The sequence below is a fragment of the Candidatus Accumulibacter propinquus genome, from assembly GCF_056856495.1.
This window is the reverse complement of the sequence record NZ_JBSEHC010000006.1, coordinates 390,878-405,527: the sequence shown is the minus strand read 5'-3', so window position 1 is coordinate 405,527 and position 14,650 is coordinate 390,878. Positions and strand designations below refer to the sequence as shown.

General features: G+C 65.9%; 15 protein-coding genes. 7 read left to right on the top strand and 8 right to left on the bottom strand.

The genetic code is table 11. The features are described from left to right. Window positions 1-23: 23 nt before the first annotated feature. From ubiU to AC15MQ_RS20090, 4 genes are read left to right on the top strand one after another with little or no spacing between them, the layout of a single operon-like run. A complete protein-coding gene (gene ubiU, locus AC15MQ_RS20105) occupies window positions 24-1,037 on the top strand; it encodes a ubiquinone anaerobic biosynthesis protein UbiU (RefSeq protein ID WP_350496300.1) in 1,014 nt (337 codons plus the stop codon). Window positions 1,038-1,050: 13 nt separating this feature from the next. Next, window positions 1,051-1,971 carry a U32 family peptidase gene (locus AC15MQ_RS20100; RefSeq protein WP_483081117.1) on the top strand — a complete coding sequence of 307 codons (921 nt, stop codon included), beginning with the start codon at window positions 1,051-1,053 and terminating at the stop codon, window positions 1,969-1,971. Further along, window positions 1,971-2,417: a ubiquinone anaerobic biosynthesis accessory factor UbiT gene (ubiT, locus tag AC15MQ_RS20095; protein WP_287655348.1), complete on the top strand. Its 447-nt coding sequence runs from the start codon at window positions 1,971-1,973 to the stop codon at window positions 2,415-2,417. Before AC15MQ_RS20100 ends, ubiT begins: the two co-directional genes overlap by 1 nt. A gap of 24 nt (window positions 2,418-2,441) precedes the next feature. Beyond that, on the top strand, window positions 2,442-3,395 hold the full coding sequence (locus AC15MQ_RS20090) for a DMT family transporter (protein ID WP_483081116.1): 954 nt from the start codon (window positions 2,442-2,444) through the stop codon (window positions 3,393-3,395). Between the two features lie 83 nt (window positions 3,396-3,478). Here AC15MQ_RS20090 and AC15MQ_RS20085 read toward each other — a convergent pair whose 3' ends face one another. From AC15MQ_RS20085 to AC15MQ_RS20050, 8 genes are all read right to left on the bottom strand, one after another. Beyond that, window positions 3,479-4,393, bottom strand: coding sequence for an MBL fold metallo-hydrolase (locus AC15MQ_RS20085; RefSeq protein WP_483081115.1), 915 nt, complete (start codon window positions 4,391-4,393; stop codon window positions 3,479-3,481). Continuing rightward, on the bottom strand, window positions 4,380-4,583 hold the full coding sequence (locus AC15MQ_RS20080) for a DUF1289 domain-containing protein (RefSeq protein WP_287655351.1): 204 nt from the start codon (window positions 4,581-4,583) through the stop codon (window positions 4,380-4,382). The genes AC15MQ_RS20085 and AC15MQ_RS20080 overlap by 14 nt, the downstream gene beginning before the upstream one ends. Before the next feature lie 2 nt (window positions 4,584-4,585). Next, on the bottom strand, window positions 4,586-4,810 hold the full coding sequence (locus AC15MQ_RS20075; RefSeq protein ID WP_287655352.1) for a DUF1289 domain-containing protein: 225 nt from the start codon (window positions 4,808-4,810) through the stop codon (window positions 4,586-4,588). Between the two features lie 52 nt (window positions 4,811-4,862). After that, entirely contained in the window at window positions 4,863-5,789 is a 927-nt protein-coding gene (locus AC15MQ_RS20070) for a hydroxymethylglutaryl-CoA lyase (RefSeq protein WP_287670210.1), read from the bottom strand. Continuing rightward, window positions 5,786-7,831: an acetyl/propionyl/methylcrotonyl-CoA carboxylase subunit alpha gene (locus AC15MQ_RS20065; protein ID WP_483081114.1), complete on the bottom strand. Its 2,046-nt coding sequence runs from the start codon at window positions 7,829-7,831 to the stop codon at window positions 5,786-5,788. The genes AC15MQ_RS20070 and AC15MQ_RS20065 overlap by 4 nt, the downstream gene beginning before the upstream one ends. Window positions 7,832-7,911: 80 nt before the next feature. Further along, a complete protein-coding gene (locus AC15MQ_RS20060; protein ID WP_287655355.1) occupies window positions 7,912-8,706 on the bottom strand; it encodes an enoyl-CoA hydratase/isomerase family protein in 795 nt (264 codons plus the stop codon). 9 nt (window positions 8,707-8,715) lie between these two features. Continuing rightward, window positions 8,716-10,332, bottom strand: a complete 1,617-nt coding sequence (locus AC15MQ_RS20055) for a carboxyl transferase domain-containing protein (protein ID WP_332337219.1) — start codon at window positions 10,330-10,332, stop codon at window positions 8,716-8,718. Further along, a complete protein-coding gene (locus AC15MQ_RS20050) occupies window positions 10,332-10,961 on the bottom strand; it encodes a 2-hydroxychromene-2-carboxylate isomerase (protein WP_287670205.1) in 630 nt (209 codons plus the stop codon). Before AC15MQ_RS20050 ends, AC15MQ_RS20055 begins: the two co-directional genes overlap by 1 nt. A 472-nt stretch (window positions 10,962-11,433) precedes the next feature. Here AC15MQ_RS20050 and AC15MQ_RS20045 point away from each other — a divergent pair, with 472 nt between their 5' ends. The 3 genes from AC15MQ_RS20045 to AC15MQ_RS20035 all read left to right on the top strand — a co-directional run bounded on the left by AC15MQ_RS20045 (window position 11,434) and on the right by AC15MQ_RS20035 (window position 14,636). Beyond that, a complete protein-coding gene (locus AC15MQ_RS20045; RefSeq protein WP_483081113.1) occupies window positions 11,434-12,408 on the top strand; it encodes a glycosyltransferase in 975 nt (324 codons plus the stop codon). A gap of 90 nt (window positions 12,409-12,498) precedes the next feature. After that, window positions 12,499-13,662, top strand: coding sequence for a glycosyltransferase family 4 protein (locus tag AC15MQ_RS20040; protein WP_483081112.1), 1,164 nt, complete (start codon window positions 12,499-12,501; stop codon window positions 13,660-13,662). Continuing rightward, on the top strand, window positions 13,656-14,636 hold the full coding sequence (locus AC15MQ_RS20035) for a hypothetical protein (protein ID WP_483081111.1): 981 nt from the start codon (window positions 13,656-13,658) through the stop codon (window positions 14,634-14,636). Before AC15MQ_RS20040 ends, AC15MQ_RS20035 begins: the two co-directional genes overlap by 7 nt. Window positions 14,637-14,650: the final 14 nt, after the last annotated feature.

The following is a 14,650-nucleotide window of genomic DNA, read 5'->3' as shown; positions in this document are numbered from 1 at the left end:
TGCTTCGCCAGACGAGGTTTGCCATGACGCGCCCACGCGTTCCCCAACTGATTTGTCCCGCCGGCAGCCTGCCGGCGCTCAAGGCGGCAGTCGACCACGGTGCCGACGCGGTGTACCTCGGCTATCGCAACGACACCAACGCGCGCAATTTTGCCGGCCTGAATTTCGACCACAAGGCGATGGTCGAGGGCATCCGCTACGCGCAGTCGCGACAGCGGCAGGTGTTGATGGCGATCAACACCTTTGCCCAGCCCGGTCGCGCCGCCGACTGGCAGCGCGCGGTCGATGGCGCGGTCGATCTCGGAGTCGACGCGGTGATCCTGGCCGATGTCGGGTTGCTCGACTACGCCAGCCAGCGCCACCCTGCCCTGCGTCTGCATCTCTCGGTGCAGGGATCGGCCACCAGCTACGAAGCGGTCAATTTCGCGCACCGCGAGTTCGGCGTGCGGCGCGCGGTGTTGCCGCGCGTGCTGACGCTGGCCCAGGTCGAAACGGTGATCCGCAACACACCGGTGGAGATCGAGGTGTTCGGATTCGGCAGCCTGTGCGTGATGAACGAGGGCCGCTGCTGGCTGTCCTCGTACGCCACCGGCGAATCGCCGAATACCGTCGGCGCCTGTTCGCCGGCCAGGTACGTGCAGTGGGAAAGATCGCCTGGCCAGATGACGACGCGCCTGAACGGCATCCTCATCGACTGCTTCGGCGATGACGAGCCGGCCGGCTACCCGACGCTGTGCAAGGGTCGCTTCGAGGTCGCGGGAGACACCTACTACGCCCTCGAGGAACCGACCAGCCTCAACGTGCTCGAAATCCTGCCCGAGATTGCGCGCGCCGGCGTCGCGGCGATCAAGGTCGAAGGACGCCAGCGCAGCCCGACCTACGTCGCGCAGGTCACCCGCACCCTGCGCGCCGCGCTCGACGAACTGGCCAGGGACGCGCAGCATTTTCACGTCAAGGCGGCCTGGCAGGCGACGCTGGCCAAGGTCGCCGAGGGCAGCCAGGTCACCCTCGGCGCCTACAGCCGGCCGTGGCGTTGATGGAGAGACCGCGATGAAACTGGCTCTCGGGCCGCTGCTCTACTTCTGGCCGAAAAACGAAGTCTTCGAGTTCTATGCCGAGATGGCACAGAACCCGGCGATCGACATCATCTACCTCGGCGAGGTGGTCTGCTCGCGCCGCCAGCAGATTCGCGTCGCCGACTGGCTGGGACTGGCGCGTGACCTCAGCGACGCCGGCAAGGAGGTAGTCGTTTCGGCGCAGGCCTTGCTCGAATCGGAAGGCGACCTCAAGGCGCTGCGCCGCCTGGCTGACGAACTGACGGAAATTCCCGGCTGCCGGCTCGAAGCCAACGATCTCGGCGCGGTGAACATCGCCGCTGGCCGCCCCTTTGTCGCCGGCCCGCACCTGAACATCTACAACGAAGCGACGCTGGCCACCTTTGCCCGTTATGGCATGTGTCGCTGGCTGCCGCCGCTGGAGGGCGACCGCCGGCTGATCGAAACCCTGCACCGCAGCCGCCCGCAAGGCGTCGACACCGAAGTCTTCGTCTTCGGCAAGCTGCCGCTGGCCTTTTCCGCGCGCTGCTTCACCGCGCGGCACTACAATCTCAACAAGGACGACTGCCAGTTCAAGTGTCTCGATCACCCCGAGGGACTGACCCTGCGCACCCGCGAAGGGCAGCCGTTCCTGACCATCAACGGTATCCAGACGATGTCGGCACAGACCTACAACCTGTTGCCGCAGATACCGGAGTTGCTGGCGATGGGCATCGAGGTCGCGCGCCTCAGTCCGCAGCCGATGGCCATGCCGGCGATCATCGCCGCCTTCGATGCCGCCCGTCGCGGCCAGCGGGTCGACGTCGACAGCTCCGGCTGGGCCAGCGACGGTCTGGCCGACGGCTACTGGTATGCCGATGCCGGCATCGTTTGCCACCAGTCGGGTGCCGCCGCACACCTGCAAGGAACCCTGTGATGAGCTTTTCGATACCCCGTTTCAAACTGCCCGGCGTCCTGTCCACGATCGGCGCCCGCCTGCCGCAATGGCCGCATTCGCTGGCGCTCGCCAGCGCGCTCAATGTCGCGGCGAGGATTGGCCTGCTACCTGACGACAGCCTGGCGCTGCTCGAAGGGCGAAGCTTTCTCGTCGAGGTGCTCGATGCCGGCGGACAAGCGTGCTTCTGCTACCGCGACGGCCTCTTCCGGCCGCTGTTCACCGCCCCCGCGAGCCCCGATCTGTCGTTCCGCGCCAACCTCTCGGCCTTTCTGCAACTGCTCGCCCGCCAGGAAGATCCGGACACGCTGTTCTTCAACCGCGAACTGTCGATCGTCGGCGACACCGAACTCGGCCTGGTGATCAAGAACATGCTCGACGCGATCGAGTGGCCGCAGCTTCCGACGCTGCCGATCTTTCGTCACTGACCCCCGCAAGAGCCGGCGCGAGCCATGCGGCCAGAGCTGCCGGCCAGCCGCGTCCTGGTCGAGGGCATCGCCTGCGCGCTGGGTGCCGGCCTGCTCTGGGGACTGGTATTCGTCGTGCCGCTGATGTTGCCCGACTATCCGCCGGCGATGCTCTCCTGCGGGCGCTATCTCGGTTTCGGGGTCATCGCGCTGCTCCTCGCCGGCACCGACCTGCAGCGCCTGCAACGCCTGCAGCGCCAGGACTGGCGGATGGCTTGCGAACTGGCGCTGGTCGGCAACCTGCTCTACTACCTGTTTCTGGCGGCGGCCATCCAGTTGGCCGACGCCCCGCTGCCGACGATGCTGATCGGTACCCTGCCGATCGTCATCGCCATCGCCGCCAACTTCGGCAGCGAAGCCCTGCCGTGGCGTCGCCTGCTGCCTTCGCTGCTGGTCATCGCGGTCGGCATCGCGCTGGTAAACAGCCATGAAATGGCGCTGCTCGGCACACGGCGCAGCCCCCACGACTACCTGCTCGGGGCGCTGCTGGCGGTCGCCGCGGTACTCGCCTGGACCTGGTACCCGCTGCGCAACTCGCGCTGGCTGCGGCAGCGACCGACCCTCGCTTCCGGCACCTGGGCCGTCGCGCAGGGGCTGGCGACGCTGCCGCTGGCCGCCGTCGGCATGGCCGCCGCGGCTCTCCTGTTCCAGGACCCCGGCGGCTTCGACTACCCGCTCGGCCCGCAGCCGCTGCGTTATGTCGGGCTGATGCTGACCCTGGGACTGTGTGCCTCGTGGCTGGGCACGCTGCTCTGGAACCGCGCCAGCAGGCTGCTGCCGACGGCGCTGACCGGGCAACTGATCGTTTTCGAGACCCTCTCGGCCTTGGCCTACGCCTTCATCTGGCGCGGCGCACTGCCCGGCGGCATGGCGCTGCTCGGTATCGCCCTGCTGGTCAGCGGGGTGATCCTCGGAGTCCGCGCGTTCCGGGCAGGCTGATCGCCGGGCGTCCCGACGGTCGCATCTGCGCGGCCGGCCGATAGAGAAACGAACTGGGGTAAAACCGCCGTAGTGCCTGGTGTTCACGTCGCCAACAGCACCCCATTGACGTCTTTCAGCGTCCCGACACGCAGCAGGTCGCGGACCAGCCAGTGCGCGAGTTGCTCATTGCTGTGATTCAGGTAACGGGCGTTGACGCTCTGGCAGAAACTCAGGCTGGCGAGGAAAGCGGGGAGATCGGCGCGTGCCAGTTGCCGCCTTTCGAGCAGGGCAAAGGCGACAATGACCTTGAGCGCATGCCGGGCCAGCAACTCGACATCCTGTTCGAATGCCGCGAGGCGCCGGTAAGCGCGCTCGAAGGCATCCTCGACCTCGACGAAGGGTGCGCCGTGGCCCGGGATCACCACCTCGACCGGCAGCCGGGCGAGCACGTCGAGCGTCTCACGCGCCGCCTTCAGGCCGCCGGCATCCTCGGGGTGACCCAGCAGTTCCGAGAAGATGACGCCGAAGCCGTTGCGCCACAGGGCGTCGCCGGAGATCAGCAGACGCCGCTCGGGGTTGTGAAAGGCGAGCGCGTCCATGTCGTGGCCGGGAACCGCGATGGCCTGCCATTCGAGACCGCCGAGTTCGACCTGGTCGCCGGCGGCAATCGATTCGTCATGGCGAAAACGCGCCGCCGACTGGCCCAGTGGCGAGAGCAGCAGCGCCTCTTCGTCCCACTCGGCAATCGTCGCGTCGATGCCTGCGGGGACGACGACACGACAGCCGAAGGCCTCGGTCACCGCCGCGTTGCCGCCGATGTGGTCTGAATGCGAGTGGGTGTTGAGCAGCCGTGTCAGGCGACGGCCGGCCAGCGCATGTTCGAGCAGGGCGACCGTCTGGCTGGCATGGCTGACGTAACCGCTGTCGATCAGCGCCGCCTGCTCGCCTTCGAGAAACAGGATGTTGTTCGACGACAACCAGCCGCGTTCGAAAACCAGCAGGTTAGCGGGAAGCATCAGGCTTTTTCGGGGAATCGCCGTCGGGGAATTCGCCCCAGATCCGCAGCGGGCGCTGTTCCTCGGCGACGATCCCCTGCGTGACCAGCGACACCGGCAGCGGCGGACGACCGCAGCCGAGGCAATAACCCGAATCCGGGTCGGGCATGCAGATGCCGACGCAAAGATATTCTTCTTCGGAATCGCTCATGGTCAACGCTCGCAATCGCCACGGAAATCACCGCCCGCGGCACACCCGAGCGGATCGTGCTCGACGCGGCGGCGCTCGACCGCCAACAGAACCCGCAGCCTTTGCGCATCGGAGGCTCGGCTCCAGTCCGCGATCTCTTCGATCGTCCGGAAGCAGCCCAGGCACAAGCCGGTCTGCGCATCCATGCGGCAGACATTGATGCACGGTGAAACGACCATCGAGCTCATGAGTGGTCTCCCGAATGCACGACACGCGCACGCGCGCGGCCCTCTGCAGGCATCAGCATCCGGCACCGCGCCGGGCAAGCAGGGCACGCGCCGCTTTCGACGCCGGTTCGCGGCCGAGGTAGCCGGCGATGAACTGGCCTGCGGCCAGCAATTGTTCCATGTCGACTCCGGTTTCGATGTCCAGCCCCTGCAGTAGATAGACCACGTCTTCGGTGGCCACGTTACCGGTCGCCCCGGCGGCGTAGGGGCAGCCCCCGAGGCCGGCGATCGAACTGTCGAAGACCGCCATGCCGAGTTCGAGCGAGGCGTAGATGTTGGCGATGGCCATCCCGTAGGTGTCATGGTAATGCCCGGCGAGTCTGTCGATCGGCAGCAACGCCGCGCAGGCTTCGATCATCCGCTGTACCGATGCCGGCGTACCGGCGCCGATGGTATCGCCGAGCGAGACCTCGTAGCAACCCATTTCGAACAGCTGCCGCGCCACCCGCGCCGTCTTCGCCGGATCGACCGCGCCTTCGTACGGACAGGCCACGCCACACGATACATAGCCGCGCACCCTGATCTCCAGGGCGCTGGCGGCGTCGAGCACGGCGGCAAAGCGCTTCAGGCTCTCGGCGATGCTGCAGTTGATGTTCTTCTGCGAGAAGGTCTCCGAGGCCGCGGCGAAGATCGCCACTTCCTGCGCGCCGGCTTCGAGCGCCGCGTCAAAGCCCTTGAGGTTCGGCGTCAAGACCGGATAGGAAACCTGCGACCGACGCCGCGGGCTGGCCAGCACCGCCCGCAGAACCTCGGCATTGTCGGCCATCTGCGGCACCCACTTCGACGACACGAAGGACGTGGTTTCGATCGCCGACAAGCCGGCGGCAGCCAGCCGTTCGATCAGTTCGATCTTGATCGCCGCGGGAACGAGCTGCCGCTCGTTCTGCAGGCCGTCACGCGGCCCGACCTCGACCAGCTTCACCCGCTGCGGCAGGCTCATGGCTCGCCCTCGCCATCGACGAAATCGACCAGTTCTGCACCGTCGGCGACCTGGTCGCCGGCCGCGTAGCGGAAAGCCCGCACCCGGCCGTTCTTCGGCGCGGTGATCGTGTGCTCCATCTTCATCGCTTCGAGAATCAGCAGCGGCGCGCCCTTGTCCACCTTCTGCCCGGCCGTCGCGAGCAGGGCGATGACCTTGCCGGGCATCGGCGCGGTCAGACCGCCGCCCTGCGTGCCGCCGGCTGCGACCAGGTGCAGCGGATCGTCGCGAAGGATGACGTAGTTGCTGCCGTTGAGGAACACGTGCCGCTTCTGTTCGTTTTTCTCGGTCACCGCGACGACGCTGGCGATCAGGCGGCGATCGTCGAGTTCGACGGCCAGTTGCCCGGCGAACTGGCCACTGTCGATGATCCGGCCGCGCGCCAGCACCGATTCGCCGCCCAGCGTCAAACGCCAGCCGTCGGCCTCATAGGCGACCAGGACTTCGTGCCGGGTGTCGCCGTGGCGATAGGTCAGCGTTCGCCGCGACTGGAGGTTCAGCCGCCAACCGTCGTGCAGGCTCCACGGCGACCAGGGATCTCCCGACTGGCTGGCGCGCGCCAGCGCGGCGGCGTGCTCGCGCAGCAAGCCGGCGACCGCGGCGACAAAGAAGACACTCTGCGGTGGTTCGCTGTGCGCCGGGAAGAGAAAGTCGCGGCTGCGCTCGATCAGGCCGGTGTCGAGATCGGCGTTGGCAAAGGCCGGGCAGGCCACCAGGCGCGAAAGAAAGTCGATGTTGGTGCTGACCCCGACGATGCGGTAGTCGGCCAGCGCCTGCCGCATGCGCGCCAGCGCGGCATGGCGGTCGACGTCCCAGACGATCAGCTTGGCGATCATCGGGTCGTAATAAGGCGTGATTTCGTCGCCCTGCTCGATGCCGGTATCGACGCGGACGTTGAGACTCTCGGGCGGGCGCGCGAGATGCAGCAGGCGACCCGTCGACGGCAGAAAATCGTGCTCGGGATTCTCGGCATAGATGCGGGCTTCGAGCGCATGGCCACGAATGTCGAGTTGCTCCTGGCGCAGCGGCAGCGGCTCGCCGCCGGCGACGCGCAACTGCCATTCGACCAGATCCTGGCCGGTGATCATCTCGGTCACCGGATGCTCGACCTGCAGGCGGGTATTCATCTCCATGAAATAGAAGCGGCCGTCCTGCGAGAAGCTGTCGCCGGCGATGAACTCGACGGTGCCGGCGCCGACGTAGCCGACCGCGCGCGCCGCCTCGACGGCCGCCTGGCCGATCAGCGCGCGCCGCGCCGGTGTCATGCCCGGCGCCGGCGCTTCTTCGAGCACTTTCTGGTGGCGGCGCTGCACCGAGCAGTCGCGCTCGAAGAGATGCACGCAGTTGCCCTGCGTATCGGCAAAGATCTGGATCTCGATGTGCCGCGAGCGTCGCAGATACTTCTCGATCAGCACCTGATCGGCGCCGAAAGCGGAGATCGCCTCGCGCTGGCATGACGCCAGTGCGGCCAGAAAATCGTCGCCGCGTTCGACCAGGCGCATGCCCTTGCCTCCACCACCGGCGGCGGCCTTGATCAACACCGGATAACCGATGGCCTCGGCCTGCCGCTGCAGAAAGGCGGGTTCCTGATCGTCGCCGTGGTAACCCGGCGTCAGCGGCACGCCGGCCGCGGCCATCAGCGTCTTGGCCGCCGACTTCGAGCCCATCGCCCGGATCGCCGCCGCCGGTGGGCCGATGAAAACGATGCCCGCGGCGGCGCAGGCGTCGGCAAAACGGTCGTTTTCGGAGAGGAAGCCGTAGCCCGGATGCACCGCCTGCGCGCCGGTGCGCGCGGCGGCATCGAGGATGCGCTCGCCGCACAGGTACGATGCGCGCGCCGCCGCCGGACCGATGCACACCGCTTCGTCGGCGACGCGCACGTGCCGGGCCTCGGCATCGGCTTCCGAATAGACGGCGACGGTACGCACGCCCATCCGACGCGCGGTCCGGATCACGCGGCAGGCGATCTCGCCGCGGTTGGCAATCAGAATCTTGGTAAACATCGGCAATCTTTCATCGAGCCCTCTGGCGCCCGTTCAAGGTCTCGGCTTCCGGGAGCAAGCGCTGCCGGCCAGCCGCCACGTCAATCGGCGACCCAGTTGGGCGGCCGCTTTTCAAGAAAAGCCGCCAGCCCCTCGCGGCCTTCGGGACTGGCACGTACGCGCGTGATCCGCCGCGCCGTTTCGTCGATGGTCTCCTCGTCGATCGGCTGCCCGGCGACGATGCGGATCAGCGACTTGCACGCGGCCTGTGCCTGCGGTCCGTTGGCCAGCAGGCTGTCGATGATCTCGGCAATCGCCTCGTCGAGTTGCTCCTCGCCGGGAACGAGTTCATGCAGCAAACCGATGCGATAGGCCTCGGCCGCCGAGAAACGCTCGGCAGTCAGCATGTAGCGACGGCAATAGCGCTCGCCGATCGCCGCCAGCACATACGGACTGATCACCGCCGGCACAATGCCCAGCTTCACCTCGCTGAGCGCGAACAGCGCATCGTAGGTGCCGACCGCAATGTCGCAGGCGGCGATCAGTCCGACGCCGCCGCCGTGGGCCGGGCCCTGCACGCGCGCAATCGTCGGCTTCGCGAGTTCGTTCAGCGTCGCCATCAACTCGGCGAGCCGCCTGGCATCCTGCAGGTTTTCCTGATCCGAATAGCCGGCCGCGCGCTTCATCCACTGCAGGTCGGCGCCAGCACAGAAGCTCTTGCCGGTAGACGACAGGACCACCGCGCGCACCCGCGGGTCGGCCGCCAGTTCGCGCAGGCCGGCGGTCATCTCGGCGATCAGTTGCTCGTCGAAAGCGTTGTGCCGCTGTGGCTTGTTCAGCGTCAGGATGCCGACGTAGCCGTCGACTTCGGTCAGTATCGATTGGTACTCGCTCATCAAGGCCCCTTACATCCGGAAAATGCCGAACTTCGTCGCTTCGGCGTCGGCGTTCAGCGCCGCCGACAGGCCGAGGCCGACCACCCGGCGGGTGTCCGCGGGGTCGATCACGCCGTCGTCCCAGAGGCGGGCGCTGGCGTAATAGGGATGACCCTGCAACTCGTATTGCGCACGGATCGGCGCCTTGAAGGCCTCCTCTTCGTCTGCGCTCCAGGCTTTTCCGGCGGCTTCGAGGCCGTCGCGCCGGACCGTCGCCAGCACCTTGGCGGCCTGCTCGCCGCCCATCACCGAGATGCGCGCGTTCGGCCACATCCACAGGAAACGTGGCGAATAGGCACGCCCGCACATGCCGTAGTTGCCGGCGCCGAAGGAACCCCCGATGACCACCGTGAACTTCGGCACGCGCGCGCAGGCCACGGCGGTGACCATCTTGGCCCCGTCGCGCGCAATGCCGCCGTTTTCGTACTTGCGACCGACCATGAAACCGGTGATGTTCTGCAGGAACAACAGCGGGATGCCGCGCTGCGCGCACAGCTCGATGAAATGCGCGGCCTTCAGCGACGACTCCGAGAACAGGATGCCGTTGTTGGCGACGATACCCAGCGGATATCCCCAGAGGCGCGCGAAACCGCAGATGATGGTCGTCCCGTAGCGCGCCTTGAACTCGTCGAAATCCGAACCATCGACGAGGCGGGCGATGATCTCGCGCACGTCGAAGGGCTTCCTGGCGTCGGTCGGGATCACGCCATACAGTTCCTCGGGCGCATGGAGCGGCGCGCACGGCTCGCTCAGGCGCAGCGGCGGACGCTTGCGCCAGTTGAAGTTGCCGACGATGCGCCGGGCGATCGCCAGCGCATGCGCGTCATTCTCGGCGTAATGGTCGGCGACACCGGAAATGCGGGTATGCACGTCGGCGCCGCCGAGATCCTCGGCGCTGACCACCTCACCGGTGGCCGCCTTGACCAGCGGCGGCCCGCCGAGAAAGATCGTTCCCTGCTCCTTGACGATGATCGATTCGTCCGACATCGCCGGCACGTAGGCACCACCGGCGGTACACGAGCCCATCACCGCGGCGATCTGCGGAATGCCCGCCGCCGACAGATTGGCCTGGTTGTAGAAGATGCGGCCGAAATGGTCGCGGTCGGGAAAGACCTCGTCCTGCAGCGGCAGGAAAGCGCCACCCGAGTCGACCAGGTAGATGCACGGCAAGCGGTTCTCGCCGGCGATCTCCTGCGCCCGCAGGTGTTTCTTCACCGTCAGCGGGTAATAGGTGCCGCCCTTCACCGTGGCATCGTTGGCAACGATCATGCATTCGACACCATTGACCCGCCCGATGCCGGTGATCAATGAAGCCGCCGGAACCTCGAAGGGCTGCGCGCCGTACATGCCGTACGCCGCCAGTTGCGACAGTTCGAGGAAGGCCGAACCCGGATCGATCAGCGCGTTGACCCGCTCGCGCGGCAGCAGCTTGCCGCGCGCCAGGTGCTTCTGGCGTGCGGCTTCCGGGCCGCCGAGGGCGATCCGGTCCACCGTCGCGCGCAGGTCGGCGACGATCTGGCGCATCGCCGCCGCGTTGGCCTGAAAGTCGGCGCTGCGCGCATCAAGCCGGGTTTGCAGAACAGGCATCAGAAACCTCCGCTGGCCAGCCAGCGTTCAAGTTGTGGCAGACGGTCGACGCCGAAGAATGGCTCATCGTCGACGATGAGGTACGGCGAGCCAAAGACCCCTCTGGCGATCGCCGCCTCGCATTCGGCTTTCAGGCGTTCCTTCAGTAGCGCGTCGTTGAGCGCTGCCGCCAGTGTAGCGCGGTCGGCGCCATGCCGTGCCGCGAGTTCGAGCACCACCTCCGGGTCGGAAATGTCCCGCCCATCGATGAAGTAGCCGCGATAGAGCGAATGCGCGAAAGCGCGCGCCGTCGCGCAGTCCCGGTCATGCAGCCAGTAGTACGCGCGCGCCGCCTGCATCGTGGCCAGCGGGAAGTTCGCCGGCTGCGTATACGGCACGTCGAGGAAACGCGCCGAACGTGCGAAGTCGTGCAAGGCGTACTCGCCCTTGAGCGGTATCCGGGTCAGAATCCCGGCACCGGTCGCCTTGAGCGCCACCCCCATCAGGAACGGCCGCCACTTGACCCGGCGATCATAACGCGCGGCCAGGGCATCGATCTTCTCGGAAGCCAGATAGCCGTAGGGCGAGGTGAAGTCGAAGTAGAATTCCACGGGTGCGAGGGATGCAGTGGCTTCGATGGGCTGCGACATGGTGTGTTCTCCCAAGGGGTGTGGGGCTCTATGCTGATCGCTCAGAACGGGCGAAACGGGTGCACCGCAAGGCCGACGCCGGCCCTGGCGATGCGGATTCCTGCACGGCAACCCCGGGGGAGCAGGTTCGGCGTGCCGTAACCGACTATTCTTGCCGGGAAAATGGCGAATGTCCATCGCCGGCGTCCTGCCGGCCGTCTTGGAAGCTACCGCGAATACTGGTGATGCCGACCGCCTCCACTGCGTATCGGCGTGCTGCATGGAATTTCTCGCAGCGCATCATACCGGCGTGGCTGAAGGTCAGGGAGCTGATTGGCACCGTTTGCGGTTGGCGGGAGGGGCGGAACGAGTCGTTTGGGATTGCTGGTGGAGATGATCCTGTGGGACTATACAAGATCGGGTAACCCGCTATCCCATGTCAGCAGCAAACAGCCTTGCCACCGTTCAGCCCATGCACCTTGCGCAGCAGCCAGTGCCTGAGCAGCCGAAGCTACTCGCTTTACCCGCGGCGGTACTGAACGTCGCAGTAGGCAGCCTTGCCCTCGGGGGTGCCGAGTACATCGTGTTGCAATGGGCTGCGCGCGCCGCCGTACGGCATGGCGTCCGGCTGCTGGTATTACGCGACGCCAGCCAGGAATGGCCCATGCCAGCCGGCATTGAAATCACCCGGCTTGGCGGGGTTGATATCGGCCGGCGGCTCGAAATGGCGGGCGCAAGACTTACGGCCGATGGCAATCGCATCGTGTTGTGTCATATGCTTCTGAACGACGAGCGTAGTGCCCTTGCGCGCGGCGGCGCCTTGCCAATCCCGGTGCTGCATAACGCCAGCGCCGGCTGGCTGGAGCCTGGTCGCTGTCTTGCAGCAAGCGGCAACCCGCCATTCGCCATTGCCGTCTCGCAAGCGGCCGCGGATGAATTGCGTGTGGCAGCGCCCAAGCTGCCGTGCGCGGTAGTGCGTTACCTCCCGCGCAAGCGAACGAACCATCCCGATGCGCGTCGTGACTGGCGTATACGCTGGGCGCTGCGCGAGGACACCATCGTCATCGGCATGGCCGGCGGTGTGAAGCCGCAGAAAGCCTATCCGCGCGCACTGCGCGTGCTTGCCGCCTTGCGTGCATGGCCCGCTCTGGCCAACGCGCACCTGGTCATCCTTGGCGGGCCGACGGGGCGCGATGGCTTGCTGGCATGGCGAACCGTTCTGGAACAGACCAGGCGCCTCGCGCTGGAAGCCCATGTGCGTTTGCCGGGTTTTGTGCCGCAAGCGGCACAGTGCTTCGCAGCATTCGATTTGTTCCTGAACACGAGCCGTTATGAAGGGCTGTCGATCGCCACTCTGGAAGCGCTGGTGGGCGGGCTGCCGGTCGTCGCCAGCCGCGTCGGCGGACAGGGCGAGATCAGTTCGCCCGGGCTCACGCTGGTGGGCGTTGACGAAACCGACGAGAGCTAGGCCTCTGCTGTGGCTGCGAATGTCCGGACCTGCCCGGCGAAGCCTGACTGGAGCGGCTTTCCAAGCGATCGATTGTGGACGCTCTTCCATTTGGCCGAACCGTTCGACCCTTGCCAGGGCGCGCGGCCCCGTGTTCTGTTCGTCACTGCCAACCTCAACGCTGGCGGGGCGCAACGTTCGCTGGTCAATCTTGCGCAAGCGCTGATTGACAGGATGCCGTTCGAAATCGTGGTTTGCGGCAATTCGACGGCGTCGCATTTCACCCAGGCATTGCACAAGGTCGGTGTTCCCTTGCGTCGCAGCGCGGATTCAACAGATGTTTTCGACCACGTGGAAGCGCTGGTGCGATTCGTTATTGCCACGCGGCCGGCGGTGATGTGTTTCTGGAACGTGGATCCGAAGATCAAACTGCTGCTGGTGAAGGTATTGGGCACAGGCTGCTTGCGTTTCATCGACGTCTCGCCGGGCGAATATGCGTTTGAGGAGATGCGGAGCATGGCCCCGTTCCGGCAGTGGATCGCCTTTGCGGCGGGTGAGTACTACCAGCGCCTGTCTCGGCTGGTGTTGAAATACAGAGCCACCGAAGCTGCAGGCTGGCGAGGCAGCAGGCCGGTTACCGCGGTGATCCCCAACGGAGTGGTGATTCCGGTACGACAGCATACTGTGGAAGACGGGATGACGATTTACAACCGCGCGCGCATTGTCATGAGCGGGCGTCTCGCGCCGTCCAAATTCCTCCTGGAAACCATTTCTGCGATGGCGCGGGTATGGGCAAGCTTTCCGGACGTCGAGCTTCATCTCCTGGGAACGGCGGAGCCACGCCATGCGGAGTATGCCGCCGCCGTGCTCCGTTCGGCCGGCGATGAACTCGGGCGGCGGGTCCTTCTGCACGGCGCCGCCTTCGATGCCCCCGAGCGGCTTGCCGAGTATGACCTGACTCTGGTTCTAGGCGAGCATCAAGGATGCCCCAACTCGGTTCTGGAGGCACTCGCGGCGGGCTTGCCGGTGGTTGCCAACGATTCGGGCGGCACGCGCGAACAAGTCCTGCACGGCAAGACGGGGATACTGTTGCGTGACCGCGAACCAGCGACCATTGCCGCGGGTTTGCTGTCCGTATTGTCGAATCCAGCACTGGCCAGGCGCCTGTCCAGGCGCGGACGCGCGCACGTGACTCGACGATTTTCCATGGCGGCGATGGCTAACGCCTATCTGCAATTATTCGATACCGTGGCGAAGGAAAGGCAACCATGCTGATGCTCGACGTGCGCGTACCCGCCAACCGGAACCAGGCGGCCATTGCTACCCTCTACGCGGACAGACAGGTTCTGAAAACAGGCCATGCGGCAGCATCAGTGGCACGCGAACTCGCGGCACAAAAAGGCAACCCTTCCTGCGACATGATGCGCCAATGGGGCAACCCCGCCTTCGGCAGCTACCGCCTGTTTGGCAGTACCAACTTACCGGAGTGCTGCCGCGGTGAATATGGATTGGTGCTGCTGGCCTTCGAGCCGCAAAGCGGAGTTGCTCTGGACGCTGAATCGTTTGGACGCCTCGGCCTCGCGGTTTACGCCGGTGCGGCGGGCAGTGACCGGCGCCCGCGCCGTACACAGGGAGGGCTGCGCATTTCCGAGGAGTTCATGAAGCTGATTCGGCTGCGGATGGCCACGGAGGCGGAAATACGGGTAAGCCTGTCGCCTTTGGTACCCCCATCATTTTGGCAATTCTGGCGTCGCTTGCCGACTCCATACCCGTTGTCGACAGACGGACCTCGCTTCACCGCACCGCCTCTCGACGAAGCCACCTTGCTGGCTGAAGCGATGCGCCATGTCGTCAGCCGCAAGCCCGGCATACAGCGAGTCGCATGTGCCGATACCTGGCGGGATGATCACGACACCCAGGACAACGTATTTGCAGAGAACAGCCCATTTCAGGGCAAGGATGGCAACTTCGGCGGCGCGGGTGCCAGTGGAACCTGGGATGTTGCCATGGGAGCAGCGACAGGAGTGCGCGGCGGAACCACAGTATTGCCTCCCGGTGTCGATGCGGCTGGCCGGATTCTGGCAGCATCGTCGAACACGGCACTTGGGATAGCCGGTGTTGATGTGTTGTCAGGAGAAATGCCTGGCAGCATGGCGCCAGGAAACGCCAGCGGAATTGAAGAGTATGGCAGTGATGCTATTGACGATTCTGCAACGGCAATTGCTTCGGATGCTGCCACCGCCTATTGAGTTCGAATGGCAAC

What these genes read in the sequence shown, in the direction of transcription:
- AC15MQ_RS20080 (WP_287655351.1), bottom strand. Translation starts at nt 4,583, where the DNA reads ATGAGCGATTCCGAAGAAGAATATCTTTGCGTCGGCATCTGCATGCCC.
- AC15MQ_RS20100 (WP_483081117.1), top strand. Translation starts at nt 1,051, where the DNA reads ATGAAACTGGCTCTCGGGCCGCTGCTCTACTTCTGGCCGAAAAACGAA.
- AC15MQ_RS20085 (WP_483081115.1), bottom strand. Translation starts at nt 4,393, where the DNA reads ATGCTTCCCGCTAACCTGCTGGTTTTCGAACGCGGCTGGTTGTCGTCG.
- ubiT (WP_287655348.1), top strand. Translation starts at nt 1,971, where the DNA reads ATGAGCTTTTCGATACCCCGTTTCAAACTGCCCGGCGTCCTGTCCACG.
- ubiU (WP_350496300.1), top strand. Translation starts at nt 24, where the DNA reads ATGACGCGCCCACGCGTTCCCCAACTGATTTGTCCCGCCGGCAGCCTG.
- AC15MQ_RS20075 (WP_287655352.1), bottom strand. Translation starts at nt 4,810, where the DNA reads ATGAGCTCGATGGTCGTTTCACCGTGCATCAATGTCTGCCGCATGGAT.
- AC15MQ_RS20050 (WP_287670205.1), bottom strand. Translation starts at nt 10,961, where the DNA reads ATGTCGCAGCCCATCGAAGCCACTGCATCCCTCGCACCCGTGGAATTC.
- AC15MQ_RS20065 (WP_483081114.1), bottom strand. Translation starts at nt 7,831, where the DNA reads ATGTTTACCAAGATTCTGATTGCCAACCGCGGCGAGATCGCCTGCCGC.
- AC15MQ_RS20090 (WP_483081116.1), top strand. Translation starts at nt 2,442, where the DNA reads ATGCGGCCAGAGCTGCCGGCCAGCCGCGTCCTGGTCGAGGGCATCGCC.
- AC15MQ_RS20035 (WP_483081111.1), top strand. Translation starts at nt 13,656, where the DNA reads ATGCTGATGCTCGACGTGCGCGTACCCGCCAACCGGAACCAGGCGGCC.
- AC15MQ_RS20070 (WP_287670210.1), bottom strand. Translation starts at nt 5,789, where the DNA reads ATGAGCCTGCCGCAGCGGGTGAAGCTGGTCGAGGTCGGGCCGCGTGAC.
- AC15MQ_RS20060 (WP_287655355.1), bottom strand. Translation starts at nt 8,706, where the DNA reads ATGAGCGAGTACCAATCGATACTGACCGAAGTCGACGGCTACGTCGGC.
- AC15MQ_RS20055 (WP_332337219.1), bottom strand. Translation starts at nt 10,332, where the DNA reads ATGCCTGTTCTGCAAACCCGGCTTGATGCGCGCAGCGCCGACTTTCAG.